Genomic DNA, 18,467 nt, shown 5'->3' with positions numbered 1-18,467 from the left:
CCGCAAAGTTCTGTCCTGTGACCATATTGCCACAGTAGATTTGCCGGCTTGCTTGACCCGGGACTCGGCCTTCGGAGCAGTCGCTCTTGTTGTATCAAGCCTTTTCCGAGAGAATACCTGCCGGGACAAGGAAAATTGTGGGGCGTCAAGAACATGGCAAGTATTTTAGTGAAAGCTAATCTAAAGGGCGTCGCGGCATTGGCTGTCCTGTGGCTGTTGTCGGCCTCTGTTGGCCCGGCGCTTGCCGAAGACGCCGCCAAAGGGTCCCAAACCAAACAGTCGCAACCCAAGGAGGCCGGACCCAAGCCGGCCGACGCCAATGCATGGGCGGTGAACTGCTCCAGCGGCTCGGCGACCAACGAGCTTCAATGCCAGGTGTCGCAGAACCTCACCGAGGCCAAGACCGGGCAGCGCGTGCTGACCGTCACCGTGCGCCGCGACAACGCCAATGGCAGCTTCGCCATGCTGCTCGCTTTGCCGCACGGCCTGTTCCTGCCGTCCGGCGCCAGCTATCAGGTCGACCAGGGGCAAAAGGTCGTCATCGCCATCCAGACCAGCGACCAGAACGGCGCCTATGCCGCCACGCCGCTGTCGCCGGAACTGCTCAAGACGATGAAGTCGGGAACCAATCTGAACATCTCCATGGAATCGGTCACCCGCAAGCCGGTCACCATCCCGGTCTCGCTCGCCGGCTTCACCACGGCCATCGCCAAGCTGGAATCGATCAAGTAGCGGGTTCGCCGGCAACCATTGGCCGACATCCTACCCTTCGTGGGGGTTCCGCTCCGCGCTCAAGCTATGCGGTGCGTCAATACGAGCAACCCGCTTGATTGTCCGCACCCGCAGTGCTCCGTTGTCGCTTCGGACATCCGGAGAAACCCATGACAGGCTTTGTCGACCGCCAACGCGCCGCGCAGTTGATGGAAGGCGCCGGCATCGGGGCGCTGGTGCTCTGCGCGCCCGAGGCCTTCCACTATGCGACCGGTGCATGGATCGGCCCGGCGGGGCTGTTCCGCCGTGCCGGCGGCGGCTTCGTGATCATCCCGGCCGGACAAGACCTGCCGATCGGTGTTGTCGTCGCCGACTTCAACGCCGCGCCGCTGCGGCTCGCCGCGCCGGAAGCAATCGTGCGGTCGCACCCGATCTGGATCGAATCCGCGCCGGTCGAGATTGGAACGAACGGGCTCGCCCTGGCCGAACGCATCGAGGCCGGCCTTGCCTCGCTTGGCCGCGCCCCGGATTTCTCCCGCCCCGCCACTTTCGATCTCGCCGGCTCGGTGCGCCAGCTGCAGGCCTTGCTCAAGGAATTCGGACTGGAGCGCGCAACGCTCGGCATCGACCTCGACTTCGTCCCGGCCGCCGATTTCGCGGCCATCCAGGCGCTGCTGCCGCATTGCCCGATGGTCGATGGCTCGCCGGTGCTTGACAGGCTGCGGGCCGTCAAATCCCAGCGCGAGATCGATCTCCTCCAGCAAGGCATCTTTCTCTCGGAAGCCGGGCTGGAGCGCTTGCAGGTGGACGCGATGGCCGGCATGCGCCAGGCCGATCTCATCGCGCTCTACCGCAAGGGCGTCGCCGAAGCGGCAGCCGGGCTGTCGCATCCGGTCGTCACTGCGGAATATGTGACGCTGGGCGCCCGCGCCAAGGGCGCCGACGCCAGGGCCGTGGCCGGCGATCCCTTGAAATGCGACATGGTCTGCACGGTCGGCGGCTACGCCTCCGACATGTCGCGCAATTTCACCTTCGGGCCGCCTTCCGCCGACCAGGCCGAGCTGCACACCATCGCCGAGCGCGCCTTCGAGGACGGGCTGGCAGCGCTGATCCCCGGAAACACGCTCGCTCATGTGCATCGCGTCACCACCGAGAGCCTGGCGCGGCAAGGCCTGCGTTCCTACCGCCGCGGCCATTTCGGTCACAGCGTCGGCCAGTCGGTCTTCTCCGAACAATGGCCGTTCATTGCGGCCGACAGCGATGTCGTCATCGAGGCCGGCATGGTGCTGGCGTTCGAGATCCCGCTCTACATCGACGGCCTCGCCAGCTTCAATCTCGAGGACCAGTTCCTGATCACGGCGGAAGGGCCGGTGCCGATGAACCGGCTGGCGAGGCGGCTGGAGATGGTTGGGCAGCGGGGGTTCTAATCTGCAACCTGAAGAATAGCCGAGCCCCTCCACCTTCGGAAAGGTTTTCCCGCGGACCCTTGCCGGCTAACTAAGCGCTCACCTGCGGCCGCCGATCCCTCCACGGCATCTCCTGCTCCAGCTGCGCCGACGCCGCCAGCACGGTCGCCTCGTCGCCATAGCGGCCGACCAGTTGCACGCCGATCGGCACGCCGCCTCTCGACCAGCCCAGCGGCAGCGAGATCGCCGGCTGGCCTGAAATGTTGAAGGGGAAGGCAAACACCGCGTCCGTCCATTTGGCGTTGTAGCGGTCGATGTCCGTCTCCGACATGTCGTAATAGCCGAAGGGACGCGGCAGCTGCGTCAGCGTCGGCGTGATGAAGAGGTCGTAGGCGTCGAGATCGCCGACAATGTCGCGGCCGATCTGCCTCAGCTGCTCTACATCGGAGATGTGCCTGACACCGCTGGTGGCACGGCCGCGCGCGATGATCGCCCAGGTCACCGCCTCGACATCGCCCGGCGTCACCGGCCGGCCGGTCACCGTTTCAAGATAGTCGAAGGTCGCCGCCGTCTGCACGCAGGTCATGTTGGTGTAGGTCGCCCAGACGCCGTTGGCGTCGAGCGGCATGTGGTGCTCCTCGACATGGTGCCCCAGCCGTTCGAGCGTAGCCACCGTCGCCAGCACCGCCGCCTTGACCTCCGGATCGATGGCCGTGCCGTTGGGCGGCGTGACGGTGAAGCCGATGCGCAGCGTCTTCGGTGCCCGCGCCGACAGGCTGAGCCACGAGGCATCGGGAACCGGCGGCGTATAGGGATCGCCCGGCAGCGCGCCGGCGACGGCATCGAGATAGGCCGCGGTGTCGCGCACGGTGCGCGAGCAGCAGAGAAAATAGGCGCCGCCGTACCAATAGTCGCCGAACGGCGCGAGGCTGACGCGGCCGCGCGACGGTTTCAGGCCGACAATGCCGCAGCAAGAGGCCGGAATGCGGATCGAACCGGCGCCGTCGCTGGCTTCGGCGATCGGCACCATGCGCGAGGCAACGGCCGCGGCCGCGCCGCCGCTCGAGCCGCCGGGCGTGATGCCTTCCTTCCACGGATTCTTCGTCACGCCGTAGAGTTTCGGCTCGGTCGTGATCGACCAGCCGTTCTCCGGCGCGTTCGACTTGCCGACCAGCACCAGCCCCGCCGCCTTCATGCGGCGAACCACTTCGGTGTCGGAGTCGGCGACGACGTCCTTCAGATAGAAGCAGGAATTGGTGTTCGGCGCGCCGGTCCAGGACGAGGCCAGCTCCTTGAGCAGGAACGGCACGCCGGCGAAGGGCGCGGACCTGTCGACCGTCTGCGCCTGCGTCCGCGCCATGTCGTAGAGGCGATGGATCACCGCGTTCAGCGCCGGATTGAGCCGCTCGACCAGCGTGATCGCCGCCTCGACCAGTTCGCCCGGCGAAACCTGGCCGCCGCGCACCAGCCGGGCCAGATCGAGCGCATCGGAGTCCGCATAGGTTTTCAAAAGACTGTCGGTGACCATGTCTCTCTCCCAAATTTGCATGCCTCGACACCGCGCTTAACAATGCGCGAGCTGTCGCTACCCGCTAACTGCAAATGCAAGCGCCGCCACTCATCCGCCTGCCGGCGCCTTCTCTCCGTATGGTGACGGGGAGAAGGATGAAACTCCTGCGCTGCCGGTGCCGCCTCCAGCCCCAGCAGCCGGATTGCGTCAGGCCAGCTCGACCGTCCGTCCCAGCGCAATGCTCTGTTCGGCGGCGAGCACGATGCGCAGGCTGTTGACCGCCGCGTCCATCTGCTCGGCCAGATCGAGGTTCTCGCGGATGGCGCGCAGGAAGAAGGCCTGCTCGCGGTCGCACAGCTCCTGGTGGCCGGGCTCGTCCTCCATGCTGACGATCTCGTCGGGCTTGGAAAAGTTCTTGTCGCCGTCGACTTGGGCGTAATGGATCTTCAGCGCATCGGTCTTGGTGTGACGGTCGATGTCGGCCGAGTTCGACACTTCGGCGTCCGAGGCGGCGCTGGCGGCCTGGCCGGCGACGATCGACACGGCGCCCTTCGGACCGACCACGTCCTTCACGAAATAGGCCGTCTCGCTCATCATCGGGCCCCAGCCGGCCTCGTACCAGCCGACCGAGCCGTCATCGAAAGTGACATGCAGATGGCCGTAATTCTGCTTGTCGGCTTCCGCCCACAATTTTGCGCCGATGCCATGCACGCGCACCGGCTTGGCGCCCGTCAGCTGGCACATGACGTCGACATAGTGCACGCCGCAATCGACGATCGGGATCAGCGAATCGATCAGGTTCTTGTGCCAGTGCCAGGCGCTGCCGCTGCTCTGCTGGTTGAGGTTGAGGCGCATCACCAGCGGCTTGCCCAGCGTCTTGCCGACCTCGATGAATTTGATCCAGGACGGGTGGACGCGCAGGATGTAGCCCAGCACCAGCTTGCGGTTCTTGGCGCGCGCCGCCGCCACGACCTTCTCGGCATCCTTGATGTTGGTGGCGAGCGGCTTTTCCATGAACACATGGCAATTGGCCGCGATCGCCTTCAGCGCATATTCGGCATGCGTGTTCGGCCAGCTGTTGATCGAGACGGCGTCCGGCTCCGTCTCCTTCAGCGCCTGGTCGAAATCCTCGTAGAGCGGATAGCCGGCTAATTCCGCCGGTATCTTGCTGTTGCTCTTGATCGAGCGGCTCATGATGCCGACGATCTGAAAACCCTCGGAGCGGTGATAGGCGCTGGCGTGCGACGCGCCCATATTGCCGAGACCCACCACCAGCACTTTTACCTTGTCGGCCACCGCCACCTCCCACGCTTTTCTTCAATGGATTGCGGGCGGCAACGCTGTCGCCGCCCGGTTCTGCCGCCGGCAGCCCTACTTGACGGCCGAATCGAACAGATGCGCCTTGATCTTCTCGACATCGAGCGCGGCAAAGCCTTCCGACAATTTGACGCCGTCGGCATCGGCCTTGACCTTGGCCTTGTCGAAATCGTTGGCGGCCGGGATCAAGTCGTTGGTGCAGACATCCTCGGCCTTCACCGGATTGGTGATCTGGCCGATCTTGTGGATCTCGTCGAAGAAGCCCTGCCAACTCGCCATGTCGTGCGAACCCCAGCCGCCGCGCTTGTCCATGTCGCCGCGGAAGACGTTGATCTGCTGCAGGATCGAGGTGGTGCCGAGCTCCGGCCCGAGATTCTTGGCCAGCGTCGGGAACTGCTCGAACACCGCTTCGACCGCCGCGCGCGGATTCTGGTAGCCGAATTCGAGGCCCATCGCCCAGCCGCGCAGGTACTTTTCCAGGAACGCCTTCTTGTCGGCATCCTCGAGGTCGGCGCTGCGCACGACAAAGGTGTTGGCCGGCAGCTTGGAGTTCTTCACGCCGAGCCAGTACTCGAAGTCGAGGCCCTTGGCGATCCATTCGGCGCGCAGCCCTTCCCACGACAGCGCGGCATCTCCCTGGCCGCCGGCAAGCGCGGTGCCCCAGGTCGGCCAGCCGGCCTCGACATACTTTACTTTCTTGATGTCGACGCCTTGCGCGGCGAGCAGCGGATCGGTGATCGACTGCCAGGCGGCGGAACCGAGCAGGATGGTCTTGCCTTCGAGCTTCTTCAGATCGTTCGATCCCTCGCCCTTGCGGAAGGCGATGCTGAACGTGTCGCGCGCGCCCATGTGGAACACCGATTTCAGCTTCATGCCGTTCTGGATGGCGAAGGAGAACACGCCGGGCGAGGGGAAGCCCATATCGGCCTGGCCGACATCGACGAACTTGACCGTCGCCGTGCCGTCCGACGGCCCCGGCTGCATGTCGGTGTCGAGCCCGTCGAAATAGCCGGCTTTCTTGGCCGCCCAATAGGGATAGTCGTCGAGCACTTCGAGCGTGCCGCGCGGCGAGATCCAGGTGAACTTGCCATAGGCCTCGGCCCTTGCCTTCAAGCCGGTGGCGCCGAGCGCGGTTGCCGTCACCAGGCCGGCGCCGGTGAGCTGCAGGAAATAGCGGCGGCTGATGCCTGGCTGGTTCGTCGAATGGTCTTTGGTCATGGCATTCCCCTTTTTGTTTGACGTCGGTCTGCCGCCCGCCTCCCGGGCGTCTTGCTTTAAATCCTTGTCTTCAAGCCTCCCAGCTCGCCCATTTCTTGCCGATGAGGAAAAACAGCACGTAGATGAGGATGCCGAGCGTCGACAGGATCAGCACCACGGCGAAGAACTGCGGCATCTGGATCATCGACGAATAGGTGGTCAGCCGGTTGCCGAGGCCGAAGCCGCCGCCGACCATCTCGGCGCCGACGGCGGTGAGCAGGCCGAAAATGGCGCCGATCATCAGCCCGACCAGGATCATCGGCAGCGCCATCGGCGCGCGGATCTTCCAGAAGATCTGCAAGGTGCTGGCGCCGTAGGAGCGGGCGAGCGCGATCTTGGCGCCGTCGACGCGGCGAAAGCCGGTGGCGGCGTTGATCATCACCATCGGCCCGGCGGCCAGCGCCACCGCGATGATGCGCGGCGTGTAGCCGAAGCCGAAGCGCAGGATGAGCAGCGGCACCAGCGCCAGCATCGGCGTGGTGACCAGCAGCAATATGTAGGGCGCGACGATTTTTTCGGCAAAAGGGAACTGGGTGATGACGGCGGCCAGCACCAGCCCGACGACGGCGCCGATGGCAAAGCCGGAGACCAGCTCGACCAGCGTGTAGCCGAGATGCGGCGCGATCAGCGGGAATTCGTCGAACAGCGCATAGGCGATCGAGCTCGGCGGCGGCATGATGTAGAGCGGCACATGGAACAGCCGCAGCGCCAGTTCGATGCCGCCGATGATGACCACGGCGACGGCGATGATGGCCGCCACCTCCTTGCCCGACTTGACGCCGGGGCCGCTGGCGAAGGCCGACAGATTGGTCAGGCTGACCTCCTGGCCATCACCTGATTTGGACTTGGAGAATTCCGGGATGGCGTCGCTCACGGCCTGATCCTCACGATCTCGGCGCTGGCGCGCTCCTGTTCCGGCGCCGTCGGCCTGGCGCGCTCGCCGACAATGTCCATCTTGATCCGGTTGGTGAGATCGAAGACTTCCTTGGTCGCCATGATCTCCAGCGAGCGCGGCCGCGCGAACGGCACGCGATACTCCCTGGCGACCTTGCCCGGCCGGGCGCTCAGCACCACCACGCGGTCCGACAGAAAGATCGCTTCCTCGATGCTGTGGGTGATGAAGACGATGGTGGTCTTGGTGTCGAGCCAGATCTCCTCGACCAGCCGGTTCATCTCCTCGCGGGTGAAACTGTCGAGCGCGCCGAACGGCTCGTCCATCAACAGCACCGAGGGCTTCAGCGCCAGCGCCCGCACGATCGCCGCGCGCTGCTGCATGCCGCCCGAAAGCTCGCGCGGGAACTTGCCGCCGAAGCCGTCGAGGCCGACGCGGTTCAGCAGGTGCGCGATCCAGGCGCGGTCCGGCTTCTCGCCCTTGATCTCGAAGGGAAAGCGGATGTTGGCGTCGAGATTGCGCCAGGGCAAAAGGTTGGCTTCCTGGAAAACGATGCCGATATCGGGACGCGGGCCGGTGATCCTGACGCCGTCGAGCCGGATCTCGCCGCTGGTCAGGCCATGCAGGCCCGACATCGACCACAAGAGCGTGGTCTTGCCGCAGCCGGACGGGCCGACGATCGAGACGATTTCATTGGCTCTGACATCGAGGCTGCAGCGGTCCAGCGCCAAGAGGTCGCCTGACGCCGTGTGATAGATCTTGGTCGCTGCCTGCACGCCAAGCTTCGGCGTTGTTGTCTCGCCCGCGTTCATCCGCCCCTCGGAGATTGCGTGATGATCCAGTAGGTCATCTGCCAAAAATCAGTCTGTAACTATCCTACTTTGCTGTCAAGCGCTTGCGGTGGTAACCGTATCATGAAATTTCCGTTCTTGGACCAATACATTGTTTTTGCACAATTTTCCTAGCCTTGAAATTCGTGTTGCTTTCCTACATACTCTGAAAAGAAGGCGCGAACTTATCGTCCAGCACGCAACGGTTGCAGTGCGGCGGCGCATGGAACGACGGCGTGCAAACATGGTAAGAGGTCAGGTCGAAAAGCCAGGGAAGACCGACTTCATGACCGAAGCTGACAGCCAGCAAGAGCCTGTTGCAAGCCACGAGCCGGAGGGACGCGACATCAGGCGCATCCCCGACATCATCTCGCTGGTCAAGGATTCCTATGCGGAGTTGAGCCCGGCGGAGCGCCGCGTCGCCGATGTCGTGCTCGACGATGTCAAATACGCCGTCGACGCCTCCAATGCGGCGATTGCCGAACGCGCCGGCGTCAGCGAACCGACGGTCACCCGCTTCTGCCGCGCCATCGGCTGCGAGGGCGTGCGCGATTTCAAGCTGAAGCTGGCGCAGAGCCTCGTCGTCGGCGCGCTCTATCTGGCCAAGCCGCCGGCCATCAGCAACGACAATGGCATGCCGTTCTGGAACGCCGTCTTCGGCGAGGCGCGCCGGGCGCTGCAGGAGGCTGAACGCCAGCTCGATCCGGGCGAGCTGCAGAAGGCGGCGGAGCTCATCGCCAAGGCTCGCCAGGTCACCGTTTTCGGCCTCGGCGGCAGTTCCTCGGCGCTGGCGCAGGAGACGCAGTACCGGCTGTTTCGCTACGGCATCACCGTCAGCGCCCAGTGCGATCCCTATCTGATGCGCATGACCGCCTCGACGCTGAAGCCGGGCGATCTGGTGATCGCCATTTCGGCGACCGGGCGCACGCGCGAGGTGATCGAGGCCGTGGAACTCGCCAAGCATTACCGCGCCAACGCCATCGCCGTGACCGCGCCCGACACCGATCTGGCCCGCGCCTGCGATGTCCGGCTGACGGTGGCGGTGCCCGAATATCCCGACACGCTGAAGCCGACCGCTTCGCGCTTCGCCTTCCTGGCGGCGATCGACCTGGTGGCCGTGGCCTGCGCCTACAAGCTCGACGGCTCGGCGCGCGAGACGGTGCGCCGCATCAAATACAACGCCCAGATCCACCGCACCGGCAAGGAGATGGAGCCGCTCGGGGATTAGAGCATCTCTTTTGCTTTTCCCCTCGCGGGAGAAGGGAACCGGACAGCGCCAACGCAGGAAGAGGAACACATGCTCGAAATGGCACCGACGAAACAGGCAGCCGCATGGCTGGAATCCCTGGCGCAGGCGCTCGCAGCCGGCGATGCGACCGCGGCAAGCCATTTGTTCGTCGACGACTGCTACTGGCGCGATCTTCTGACCTTCACCTGGAACGTCACGACCATGGAAGGCCGCGAGGCCATCGCCGACATGCTCGAGGCGACGCTGGCGACGACGAAACCCACCGCATGGCAGCTCTCCGGCGAGGCGACCTCGGACGAGGGCACCATCGAAGCCTGGTTCACCTTCGAGACCGCTGTGGCTTCCGGCCAAGGCATCATGCGCCTGCGCGACGGCCGCTGCCGCACCCTGTTCACGGCGATGACCGACCTCAAGGGGTTCGAGGAGCGCAAGGGCCTGGCACGGCCGCTCGGCGTGCGCCACAAGGCCGACCCCGAACGCGAGACCTGGTCGGAGGCGCGGGCGCGCGAGACGCGCGAGCTCGGCGTCACCGAGCAGCCCTATTGCCTGGTCATCGGCGGCGGGCAGGGCGGCATCATGCTGGCCGCGCGGCTGCGGCAGCTCGGCGTGCCGACCATCGTCATCGAGAAGAACGCCCGGCCCGGCGATTCCTGGCGCAACCGCTATCGCACGCTCGTGCTGCACGATCCGGTCTGGTACGACCATCTGCCCTACATTCCGTTCCCGGAAAACTGGCCGGTCTTCACGCCCAAGGACAAGATGGGCGACTGGCTGGAAATGTACACGCGCGTCATGGAGCTCAACTATTGGGTCGCCACAAAGTGCCTCAGTGCCTCCTATGACGAGGCACGGAACGAGTGGACCGTGGTGGTCGATCGCGTCGGCCGCCACATCACGCTGAAGCCGAAGCACATCGTCTTCGCCACCGGCGCCTACGGTCCGCCGCGAAAGATCGACCTGCCCGGCGCCGCAGCGTTCAAGGGCGAGCTGCTGCATTCCAGCCAGTATGCCAGCGGCGACAAATTCCGCGGCAAAAAGGTCGCCGTCATCGGCGCGGCCAGCTCCGGGCATGACGTCTGCGTCGATCTCTGGGAAAGCGGCGCCGACGTCACCATGATCCAGCGCTCGCCGACCACCGTGGTCAAGTCGGACACGCTGATGGAGGTCGGCTTCGAGATCTTCTCGGAGAGCGCGCTGGCGCGCGGCATCACCACCGAAAAGGCCGACATGATCGTCGCCTCGACGCCCTTCGCGCTTGTGCCCAAGGGCCAGCGCGCGCTCTACGAGGTGATCAAGGCCCGCGACGCCGCCTTCTACGACCGTTTGCGCGCCTCCGGCTTCGCCATCGATTTCGGCGACGACGAGACCGGCCTCCTGATGAAGGCCTATCGCACCGGCTCCGGCTACTACATCGATGTCGGGGCTTCCGACCTGATCATCGACGGCAAGATCGGCATCCGCAGCGGCGTCGCCATCAAGGCGCTGACGCCGACAGGCATCCTGTTCGAGGACGGCAGCGAGCTCGAGGCCGACGCCATCATCGCCTGCACCGGCTACCAGTCGATGAACGAGAATGTCGCCGCGCTCGTCTCGCGCGAAGTCGCCGACAAGGTCGGCCCCTGCTGGGGCCTCGGTTCCGGCGTCAACGGCGACCCTGGCCCCTGGCAAGGCGAATTGCGCAACATGTGGAAGCCGACGGCGCAGGAAGCGCTGTGGTTCCACGGCGGCAATCTGGCGCTGTCGCGTTTTTACTCGAAATACGTGGCGCTGCAGATCAAGGCACGCATGGAAGGGATTGCCACGCCGGTTTACGGCAAGCCGAGCAATTCGCACCGATGAAGCTGCCGATTTCCCCCACAAGGGGGAGATCGGCTAATCGTGCCGGTGCCCGAAATGCCCGGCCGCCACCTCGACATGCGTATGCCGCTCCCGCGCCTCGAAACGCTCGGTCTCGCTGACATCGTTCACCGCCTCGTTCGGCCACCAGGTACCGCCGATGACGATGCCTTGCGACACCAGTCGCTGGTCGGCGACCAGCGAGGCGCCGACCGCGTCGACGAAGGTGAACCGGCCGGACAGCTGGCGCAGGACAGCGACGTCGCCGACGCTGCCGACGGCCAGCGTGCCGAGGTCCGGCCTGGCGATCGCCCGCGCCGGCGCTTGCGTCGCGGCGCGCAGCACCTCGACCAGCGGCATGCCGAGCGCCATCAGCTTCGACATGCAGACCAGAATGTCGAAGGCCGGCCCGTCGACGCAGTAGAGATGCACGTCGCTCGAGATGACGTCCGGCGCCAGCCCCTCGGCCAGCATGGCGCGCGCCACTTCGAAATCGAACGAACCCATGCCATGGCCGAGATCGAAGATGACGCCGCGCTCGCGCGCCAGCCGCATGTCGGGCCGCACCGCGCCGGAAGCGAAGACCGGTGCGTTGGGGAACGGCCGGAAGCAGTGGGTTAGGATATCGCCGCGGCGCAGGCGCGGTAGCACTTCCGAGCGGCCGGGCGGCGGCTCGTCAATATGCGCCATCAGCGGCAGCCCGGCCTTGTCGGCCGCCTCGAGCGCCAGATCTACCGGCGCGATGCCGCTGGTGCCGCCGGCATGCTTGCCGGAGCGGACTTTCACGCCGACGACGACATCGGCATGCTCGCGCGCCGCGGCGACCACCTCGCGCGGCTCGCAGAGCCGCAGATCGCTGCATTCGCCGACCGAAACCGACTGCGAGAAGCCGAAGATGCCGGCAAAGGAAATGTTGACATAGGCCAGGATGCGCGCCCTGGATCGCTCCATGACATGGCGGCGGAAGCCGAGGAAGTTGCCGGCGCCTGCGCTGCCGGCATCGATGAAGGTGGTGGTGCCGCTTTTGGCAGCGAGCCGGTCGGCGTCGACGCCGAGCGAGGTGCCGCCCCAATAGACGTGGCTGTGAAGGTCGACCAGGCCAGGCGCGACGATGCAGCCGGCCGCGTCGACCACCTCTTTGGCGCGATCCGCCGGGATATCGGCGTCGACCGCCGCGACCCGCCCATTGGCGATGGCGACATCGCGCGCCGCATCGATGCCGGACGCCGGATCGATGAGCCGTCCGCCCTTCAGCAGGAGGTCGAATTGCATGAGGGGAACCTCCGGTTCGTTGCTTTGCCTTCTCAGAGACTGTTTCGAAATTCGCGCCGGCGAGTCAAATGGTGGTGGTTTCGAGAACCGGAGCGGAGCGGACATTTGGGTCCGTGAGCTCAGTTCTACTGCACGCAGTAGAACGGGGAAGCGCGGAAAACCCCGCTAGATGGCCGCCGGAGTAGAATTTCCAAACGGTCTCTCTTAGACGGGCCTGTAGGCGACCGCCTCGACCTCGATCTTGATGTCGATCATCAGCCGCGATTCGACCGTGGTGCGGGCCGGCGGGTTCTTCGGGAAGTGCCTGGCGTAGACCGCGTTGAAGGCGCCGAAATCGCGCGCGTCTTCCAGCCAGACGGTGGTCTTCACCACGTCGTCCAGTGTGCAGCCGGCCAGGGCCAGCGCCGCCTTCACATTGGCAAGCACCTGCTCGGTCTGTTCGGTGATGCCGCCTTTGACCACGATGCCGTCGCTGCCGACCGGAACCTGGCCCGAGACATAGACGAAGTCGCCGGCCCGCACGGCGGGCGACAGCGGCACATGGGATGTTCCAAAAGTCTGCTTGGGCAAGGGATGGCCTCCTCTGTTGACGCGGCAGGGGCACCAGGGCGGCGCCCGCTTCCGCGCAGATTTACCGCGATCGGGGCGGTCCCGATAGGGCCCCTGTTGGAAAGCAACATTCTTCGAAATCCGTGTTGCTTTATTACAGAAGCGCTTGCATCGTGCGCACCGGCCGGGCGGCCTGCGCGCCGCCACGGACACATGCCTGCGCGACACCGGAGAAACCGAGAATGACCTTCGACAAGAACCCGTTTCCTTCAGGCGATGCCGACCGCCATGCGTTGTGGGAAATGCTGGTGCGGCGCGACATCGACGCCTTCATCGGCCAGGACTGGTCCATGGTCGAGCACGATTTCATCGCCGAAAGCTTCTTCGGCATGCACGCGCATTTCCTCGCCAATGCCGATGCCTGGCGGCTGCAGTTCCCGCGGTTGGAGATCTATCGCGACGAGTGGCTGCGCCAGGCCGGGGAGACGGCGGCGACCCAATTCGCCGAGCCGCTGCGCGAAGCGCTGTTTCGCGTCACCAATCTGCGCGACATCGACGTCGACGGCGACCGCGCCGTGCTGCACAAGAAGTTCGACGGCTCCGTCGCCAAGGCGGATGGCAGCGTCGACCGGCTGAAATGGCAGACGCTGTATTTCTGCCGCAAGGTCGAAGGCAGCTGGAAGATCGCCGGCTTCGTCGGCTACATGCCGTATCCGCTGGGAGCCTAGCGCTTTCGGGTGGCCGGACCCGGCCCAACAAGAACCGCGGCGCGATAGGCCGGATTGCCGTACCAGGCCATCCGGTCGAGTTCCGCCGCCCGAACCGGGAGATCCACGACGTCCATCTTCTGTTCGAGCCGGTCTGGCTCGATCCAGGGATCGTTGAGGAAATAGACGCCGTCGCCATGGCCATGGACGAGCACCCAATGCGGGCAGGTGTGGCCCATCATCGGCGCCTGGTCGATCAGCACCAGCGCCGACAAGCCGCGATCGAGCGCCTGGCCGATTTCTTCGACGGCAAAGGCGCGCGTCTCGATCGGCAATGACGCGGCTTCGGCCTCGCGCTTGAAACCGGCCTGCACGAAGCGCATCAGCCCACGCCTTTCCTCCGAGCTGGCCCGGTCGAGGAAAACCGGTTCGGCATTGCTCATGAATATTTCGGTCCGCAGGCCGCGCCGGTGCGCCGCCAGCGCCAGGCCGTAGGGGTCGCAGCCGCCCGGACCGCTCGGGCCGATGATGGTGGTGGCCTCGCGCCAGAGCTCGACCTCCAGCGCCCGGTCCGGCAGCAAGGCCGCATCGATCCCGGCCATCGCCATGGCCAGCGCCGACGGCCCGCACGTAAAACCCGCCGTCTGCGGCCAGGATGGCGGAACCTGCCCTGCCGACGGGCCGGTTCGCTGCCGATCCAGCGTTGCAGGAACCCGTCGCGGCGCTGCCACTGGCCGCCGATGCGCTGCACCATATTCTCGTCGGCACGCAGGCAGAGCGCGCCTTGCGCCAGCGTCTCCTTCTCCAGCGCCTCCAGCAGGCGCGGGCCGTCACCCGCGATGAAGTTCGGGGCAGACCAGAACAGGGCGATGCGCATCATTGCTGCCGCCGGCCGTCGCTGGCCGACCATGATCGCCTCCGGGCGGCCCTCGCTGTAGTGCGCCACGCCGGTGACCCCGGCGATCTCCCGCAGTGCCGCCAGGCGATCGCCGGCCTCGGCCGGCACCGCCGCGATCAGGTCGGCCCAGACGGCCGCGTGTCCGGCCGTGAAGACCATCACACCGGTCCCTTCGCCTTCAGCCGATACTACAGGCTCCTCGAAGTGCTGCATGACCCGCAAAATTAGCCGCACAATGGCCGATCAGTACAGCGTGACGAAGGCCGGGAACAGCAGGCCCGTCTGCCGCAAATACTCGATCAGCTCGATGGCCGGGAAGATGGCGAGGAAATAGAGCCCGTCATGGAAGGTGCGCTTGAGGGCGCGCGTCGAGAACTGCAGCTGGTCGTCGTCGCGGTAGAGCAGCGGGTTCGGCCAGAAGCGCGGCGTCGTCTTGATATAGGCGGAATAGGCCGGGCCGAACTTGCCCAGCAGATATTCGGCTTCCTTGCGCGCGGTGACGCGGAAGATGAGGAAGCTGGCCACGCCAAGCACGGCTGCCGCCACCAGCGAGCCGTAGAGCAGACCGATGCCGACCGCACCCACTGTCGAGAAGAAATAGAGCGGGTTCTGGCTCATCGAGAACGGCCCCGTCGAAACCAGCTCCTCGTTCTTCTTGCCGCCGACATAGAGGATGCTCCACAGCCGGCCGGCAACGCAGGCGAGCACCAGGCAGAAGCCGAAGAATTCGAGCGTTTCGTGACCGTTCGAGCCCTCGGCGAGCGCCGGCTTGGTGAGGAACAGCAGCAGCACCGCTAGCACCGCCGCCACGCGCACGAAGATCAGCCGCTTGCGCTGCACGAAAGCCTGTGAAACCGGCTTGAGGGAGGCATGGCTCATTCGTGTTTCCTGGAGCACGGATTGCGGGTCCGCCACTGGGGCGCGCCATTGATGGCGGATACAAGGCGGTCACCTTCTATCAGCGCAGCGCGCGGTGTTCGTAAAGGTCTTTTGCGCCAACCAGCTCCATCTTACGAATTTGTATGCCCCGGGACAGGCTGGAGTGAAGTCGTTTCCTTATCGTTCAGATGCCGGTCCGCCAATTAGGGGCCGGCTTCAATTACCGCAGCCGGACCACCGGCATCAGATAGGGAATGGTTTCATGAGAAGACTTTCACTTGCCATCACAGTGGGGACCCTCGCTGTCTCGGCCGCGATGTCCACCGCTTATGCGGCCCCCGCGCCTTGTGAGGAAAGTTTGAAGGCCCTTCGTGCCGCTGAAGCGACAGCCAAGCTCAACGACGCCGACAAGAACAAGGTCTCGGAGCTGGAGACCAAGGGGATCGAACGCTGCAATGCCGACGACGACAAGCGCGCCGACGACTTCTTCGCCCAGGCCATGAAAGTCATGGGCAAGTAATCCATGCCGTCCAAAGCGCCCTCGGGCCTTTTCCGAGGTGTGCAGCGATTGAGACACGACGTGCATGAAATAGGGGCGAATCATATGAATCCCTCGCGATGCGCGTTCGTCCCGCCGCAACCATCAACCTCAGGACTTCAGCCATGCTCCCGACCAACAAGCAGCCTGCCGGACCGAGCCAGAACAGGGTTCCGGAGGTCACGCTCGATTTCTGGCTGATCAAGCTGATGGCGGTCACCATGGGCGAGACGGCGGCCGACTATCTCGCCGTCAATCTCGGGCTCGGGCTGACCGTCACCTCGCTGATCATGACCGGCGTGCTGATCGTCGCCCTTGTCCTGCAGTTCGCGCAGAAGCGCTACGTACCCTGGGCCTACTGGCTGGGGGTGGTGCTGATCAGCGTCGTCGGCACGCTGATCACGGACAACCTCGTCGATAATTTCGGCGTGCGCCTGCAGACGACGACGATTGCCTTCTCGGTCGCGCTCGCGGCGACCTTCGCGGTCTGGTACGCCAGCGAGCGGACGCTCTCGATCCACACCATCTTCACCACGAGGCGCGAGATCTTCTACTGGCTGGCGATCCTGCTCACTTTCTCGCTCGGCACCGCCGCCGGCGATCTCGTCTCCGAGAGTTTCGACATGGGCTATCTCACGTCTGGCCTCATGTTCGGCGGCGTCATCGCGCTGATCGCGCTTGCCTATTATCTCATCCATCTCGACGCCATCCTCGCCTTCTGGCTGGCCTATATCCTGACGCGCCCGCTCGGCGCCTCCTTCGGTGATCTTCTGTCGCAGCCGGTGGAATATGGCGGCCTCGGCTTCGGCACCACATTCACCAGCCTGATCTTCCTGGGCTGCATCGCAGCACTGGTTCTCTACATGACGCTGAAGAGAACCGCCGACGATGCCGACGAGATCCTGCTGGAACAGGATTAGGCTTCGGCGTCTGGCCGTCTGTGCCATCCTAGGAACCGGACCATGCCGGTGATAGCCTGTGCGCGATATCGGCGATCAACCGGAACAGCGATGCGACTTCTTCTTGTCGAGGACGACCACAAGACGGCGGACTATATCGTCAGGGGACTGACCGAGGCCGGGCATGTCTGCGACCTTCTGCGCAACGGCCATGACGCGCTTTTCGCCGCCACCACCGGCGGCTATGACGTGATCGTCGCCGACCGGATGATCCCGGGTCTGGACGGACTGTCGATGATCAAGGCGGTGCGCGCGGCCGGCGTGCGCACGCCGGCGATCTTCCTCACCTCCATCGGCGGCATCGACGATCGCGTCGAGGGACTGGAGGCCGGCGGCGACGACTATCTGGTCAAGCCTTTCGCCTTTTCCGAGCTGCTTGCCCGCATCAACGCGCTTGGACGCAGGCCGGCGGCGCAGGAGCAGAAGACGACGCTGCGGGTCGCCGACCTCGAAATGGACCTCATCATGCGGCGCGTCACGCGCCAGGGCCAGCAGATCGACCTGCAGCCACGCGAATTCAGCCTGCTCGAGGTGCTGATGCGCGGCGAGGGCCGCGTGATCACCCGCACCATGCTCCTGGAGCGCGTCTGGGACTTTCATTTCGACCCCAAGACCAGCGTGGTCGAGACCCATATCAGCCGGCTGCGGGCCAAGGTCGACAAGCCGTTCGAGGCCCAGCTCATCCATACCATCCGCAACACCGGCTACAGCCTGCACGCGCCGCTTGCGCCATGACTGGAAGCTGGTCTCGCCTGCTGCGCAGCACGCCGTTCCGGCTCGCGCTGACATTCGGCTTCCTGTTCATGCTGGCCTTCGTGCTGTCGGGCGCCATCGTCTACCAGATGATGAGCGCCGATCTTGCCGAACGGCTCGACGAGAGCATCAAGGAAACCTATTCGGTCGTCGCCGCCACCTATGCCGCCAACGATCTGGAGGACCTTGTCGCCACGATCGAAAGCCATGCAAAGCTGAGCCCGAAGAAAGAACAGCTGTTTTCGCTGACCGACCGGGCCGGCAACCACCTGGCCGGCAACTTCACCGCCGCCGGACTTCCCGACGGGTTCTCGGCGTTCGACGCGGTGTTGCCAGGCGTGCCTCCGCATAAGGAGTATCGCGCCTTTTCCGGTTCGGTCGGCGGCAACAATCTGACGGTCGCCTTCAGCCTTTCCGAAACGGAGGAGCTGGAAACAGTGGCGATGATGAGCTTCGGCTGGGCAACCCTGATCATCACCGGCCTGGCGATCACCGGCGGCGCGCTGCTTGCCTCGCGTGTCCAACTCCGTCTCGACGGCATTGCCGCCACCATGGTCGACGTCTCGCATGGCCGGCTCGATGCCCGCATCCCGCTGACCGGCACGGGCGACGACATCGACATCGTTTCCAGCCAGGTCAACGCGGCGCTCGATCGCCTGTCGAGCCTGGTGGACGGCATGAAGCAGGTCAGCGCCAACATCGCGCATGATCTGAAGACACCGCTCAACCGGCTGCAGATGATCCTGGAAGGCGCCGCCGACAAGGCCGCGCGGGATCAGGACGTCTCCGATGATCTGGCCGACGCGCGCGCGGAGGGTCATCAGATCAATGAGACCTTCGATGCGCTGTTGCGCATCGCTCAGATCGAGGCGGGAGCCCGCAAGGCGCGGTTCACCGATCTCGA

The 18,467-nt window shown here is 65.0% G+C and carries 19 protein-coding genes; 10 read left to right on the top strand and 9 right to left on the bottom strand.

Annotated features, from left to right (window positions below; genetic code table 11):
* Positions 1-153 precede the first annotated feature (153 nt).
* A complete protein-coding gene (locus FJ546_RS24115) occupies positions 154-732 on the top strand; it encodes an invasion associated locus B family protein (protein WP_181168064.1) in 579 nt (192 codons plus the stop codon).
* A gap of 149 nt (positions 733-881) precedes the next feature.
* On the top strand, positions 882-2,138 hold the full coding sequence (locus FJ546_RS24110) for a Xaa-Pro peptidase family protein (RefSeq protein WP_140891610.1): 1,257 nt from the start codon (positions 882-884) through the stop codon (positions 2,136-2,138).
* A gap of 70 nt (positions 2,139-2,208) precedes the next feature.
* Here FJ546_RS24110 and FJ546_RS24105 read toward each other — a convergent pair whose 3' ends face one another.
* The 5 genes from FJ546_RS24105 to FJ546_RS24085 form a co-directional block, all read right to left on the bottom strand.
* Positions 2,209-3,645: an amidase gene (locus tag FJ546_RS24105; RefSeq protein ID WP_140891609.1), complete on the bottom strand. Its 1,437-nt coding sequence runs from the start codon at positions 3,643-3,645 to the stop codon at positions 2,209-2,211.
* Positions 3,646-3,834: 189 nt separating this feature from the next.
* On the bottom strand, positions 3,835-4,923 hold the full coding sequence (locus FJ546_RS24100; protein ID WP_140891608.1) for a Gfo/Idh/MocA family oxidoreductase: 1,089 nt from the start codon (positions 4,921-4,923) through the stop codon (positions 3,835-3,837).
* A gap of 75 nt (positions 4,924-4,998) precedes the next feature.
* Entirely contained in the window at positions 4,999-6,162 is a 1,164-nt protein-coding gene (locus FJ546_RS24095) for an ABC transporter substrate-binding protein (RefSeq protein ID WP_140891607.1), read from the bottom strand.
* A 70-nt stretch (positions 6,163-6,232) separates the two neighbouring features.
* Positions 6,233-7,075 (bottom strand): ABC transporter permease, encoded by an 843-nt coding sequence (locus FJ546_RS24090; protein ID WP_140891606.1) that lies wholly within the window; start codon positions 7,073-7,075, stop codon positions 6,233-6,235.
* On the bottom strand, positions 7,072-7,905 hold the full coding sequence (locus FJ546_RS24085; RefSeq protein ID WP_140891605.1) for an ABC transporter ATP-binding protein: 834 nt from the start codon (positions 7,903-7,905) through the stop codon (positions 7,072-7,074). The genes FJ546_RS24090 and FJ546_RS24085 overlap by 4 nt, the downstream gene beginning before the upstream one ends.
* Positions 7,906-8,209: 304 nt before the next feature.
* On the opposite strand from FJ546_RS24085, the gene FJ546_RS24080 reads away from it, so the two are divergent.
* Positions 8,210-9,151: a MurR/RpiR family transcriptional regulator gene (locus FJ546_RS24080; protein WP_140891604.1), complete on the top strand. Its 942-nt coding sequence runs from the start codon at positions 8,210-8,212 to the stop codon at positions 9,149-9,151.
* Between the two features lie 69 nt (positions 9,152-9,220).
* Positions 9,221-11,011, top strand: a complete 1,791-nt coding sequence (locus tag FJ546_RS24075) for an NAD(P)/FAD-dependent oxidoreductase (RefSeq protein ID WP_140891603.1) — start codon at positions 9,221-9,223, stop codon at positions 11,009-11,011.
* A gap of 33 nt (positions 11,012-11,044) precedes the next feature.
* On the opposite strand, the gene FJ546_RS24070 is transcribed toward FJ546_RS24075, so the two are convergent.
* Together FJ546_RS24070 and FJ546_RS24065 are read right to left on the bottom strand one after the other, a co-directional pair.
* A complete protein-coding gene (locus tag FJ546_RS24070; protein WP_140891602.1) occupies positions 11,045-12,280 on the bottom strand; it encodes an amidohydrolase/deacetylase family metallohydrolase in 1,236 nt (411 codons plus the stop codon).
* A 204-nt stretch (positions 12,281-12,484) separates the two neighbouring features.
* Complete coding sequence (locus tag FJ546_RS24065) at positions 12,485-12,850, bottom strand: RidA family protein (protein ID WP_027047560.1); 366 nt, start codon at positions 12,848-12,850, stop codon at positions 12,485-12,487.
* A gap of 221 nt (positions 12,851-13,071) precedes the next feature.
* Between FJ546_RS24065 and FJ546_RS24060 the strand changes: the two genes are divergently transcribed.
* Positions 13,072-13,557: a hypothetical protein gene (locus tag FJ546_RS24060; RefSeq protein WP_140891601.1), complete on the top strand. Its 486-nt coding sequence runs from the start codon at positions 13,072-13,074 to the stop codon at positions 13,555-13,557.
* Here the strand turns inward: FJ546_RS24060 and FJ546_RS31715 are convergent.
* Positions 13,554-14,144, bottom strand: coding sequence for a peptidase C39 family protein (locus tag FJ546_RS31715; RefSeq protein WP_246686941.1), 591 nt, complete (start codon positions 14,142-14,144; stop codon positions 13,554-13,556). The two genes, FJ546_RS24060 and FJ546_RS31715, sit on opposite strands and share 4 nt — an antisense overlap.
* Before the next feature lie 47 nt (positions 14,145-14,191).
* On the opposite strand from FJ546_RS31715, the gene FJ546_RS31710 reads away from it, so the two are divergent.
* Entirely contained in the window at positions 14,192-14,662 is a 471-nt protein-coding gene (locus FJ546_RS31710) for a hypothetical protein (protein WP_246686940.1), read from the top strand.
* Between the two features lie 15 nt (positions 14,663-14,677).
* On the opposite strand, the gene FJ546_RS24050 is transcribed toward FJ546_RS31710, so the two are convergent.
* Positions 14,678-15,313: an isoprenylcysteine carboxylmethyltransferase family protein gene (locus FJ546_RS24050; protein WP_140891600.1), complete on the bottom strand. Its 636-nt coding sequence runs from the start codon at positions 15,311-15,313 to the stop codon at positions 14,678-14,680.
* A 358-nt stretch (positions 15,314-15,671) separates the two neighbouring features.
* Between FJ546_RS24050 and FJ546_RS32020 the strand changes: the two genes are divergently transcribed.
* The 4 genes from FJ546_RS32020 to FJ546_RS24030 all read left to right on the top strand — a co-directional run.
* Positions 15,672-15,833 (top strand): hypothetical protein, encoded by a 162-nt coding sequence (locus tag FJ546_RS32020; RefSeq protein WP_348641999.1) that lies wholly within the window; start codon positions 15,672-15,674, stop codon positions 15,831-15,833.
* A gap of 143 nt (positions 15,834-15,976) precedes the next feature.
* A complete protein-coding gene (locus FJ546_RS24040; RefSeq protein ID WP_140891599.1) occupies positions 15,977-16,771 on the top strand; it encodes a hypothetical protein in 795 nt (264 codons plus the stop codon).
* A 90-nt stretch (positions 16,772-16,861) separates the two neighbouring features.
* Complete coding sequence (locus tag FJ546_RS24035) at positions 16,862-17,545, top strand: winged helix-turn-helix domain-containing protein (RefSeq protein WP_140891598.1); 684 nt, start codon at positions 16,862-16,864, stop codon at positions 17,543-17,545.
* A partial coding sequence (locus FJ546_RS24030) for a histidine kinase dimerization/phospho-acceptor domain-containing protein (RefSeq protein WP_140891597.1) occupies positions 17,542-18,467 on the top strand: 926 nt, incomplete at its 3' end. The genes FJ546_RS24035 and FJ546_RS24030, both read left to right, overlap by 4 nt.

This window comes from Mesorhizobium sp. B2-4-19 (assembly GCF_006441315.1).
Classification (GTDB): Bacteria; Pseudomonadota; Alphaproteobacteria; order Rhizobiales; family Rhizobiaceae; genus Mesorhizobium.
This window is presented reverse-complemented; position numbering and strand designations above follow the sequence as displayed.

What these genes read in the sequence shown, in the direction of transcription:
- FJ546_RS24115 (WP_181168064.1), top strand. Translation starts at nt 154, where the DNA reads ATGGCAAGTATTTTAGTGAAAGCTAATCTAAAGGGCGTCGCGGCATTG.
- FJ546_RS24110 (WP_140891610.1), top strand. Translation starts at nt 882, where the DNA reads ATGACAGGCTTTGTCGACCGCCAACGCGCCGCGCAGTTGATGGAAGGC.
- FJ546_RS24105 (WP_140891609.1), bottom strand. Translation starts at nt 3,645, where the DNA reads ATGGTCACCGACAGTCTTTTGAAAACCTATGCGGACTCCGATGCGCTC.
- FJ546_RS24095 (WP_140891607.1), bottom strand. Translation starts at nt 6,162, where the DNA reads ATGACCAAAGACCATTCGACGAACCAGCCAGGCATCAGCCGCCGCTAT.
- FJ546_RS24085 (WP_140891605.1), bottom strand. Translation starts at nt 7,905, where the DNA reads ATGAACGCGGGCGAGACAACAACGCCGAAGCTTGGCGTGCAGGCAGCG.
- FJ546_RS24080 (WP_140891604.1), top strand. Translation starts at nt 8,210, where the DNA reads ATGACCGAAGCTGACAGCCAGCAAGAGCCTGTTGCAAGCCACGAGCCG.
- FJ546_RS24075 (WP_140891603.1), top strand. Translation starts at nt 9,221, where the DNA reads ATGCTCGAAATGGCACCGACGAAACAGGCAGCCGCATGGCTGGAATCC.
- FJ546_RS24070 (WP_140891602.1), bottom strand. Translation starts at nt 12,280, where the DNA reads ATGCAATTCGACCTCCTGCTGAAGGGCGGACGGCTCATCGATCCGGCG.
- FJ546_RS24060 (WP_140891601.1), top strand. Translation starts at nt 13,072, where the DNA reads ATGACCTTCGACAAGAACCCGTTTCCTTCAGGCGATGCCGACCGCCAT.
- FJ546_RS31715 (WP_246686941.1), bottom strand. Translation starts at nt 14,144, where the DNA reads ATGGCGATGGCCGGGATCGATGCGGCCTTGCTGCCGGACCGGGCGCTG.
- FJ546_RS31710 (WP_246686940.1), top strand. Translation starts at nt 14,192, where the DNA reads ATGGCGGAACCTGCCCTGCCGACGGGCCGGTTCGCTGCCGATCCAGCG.
- FJ546_RS24050 (WP_140891600.1), bottom strand. Translation starts at nt 15,313, where the DNA reads ATGAGCCATGCCTCCCTCAAGCCGGTTTCACAGGCTTTCGTGCAGCGC.
- FJ546_RS24040 (WP_140891599.1), top strand. Translation starts at nt 15,977, where the DNA reads ATGCTCCCGACCAACAAGCAGCCTGCCGGACCGAGCCAGAACAGGGTT.
- FJ546_RS24035 (WP_140891598.1), top strand. Translation starts at nt 16,862, where the DNA reads ATGCGACTTCTTCTTGTCGAGGACGACCACAAGACGGCGGACTATATC.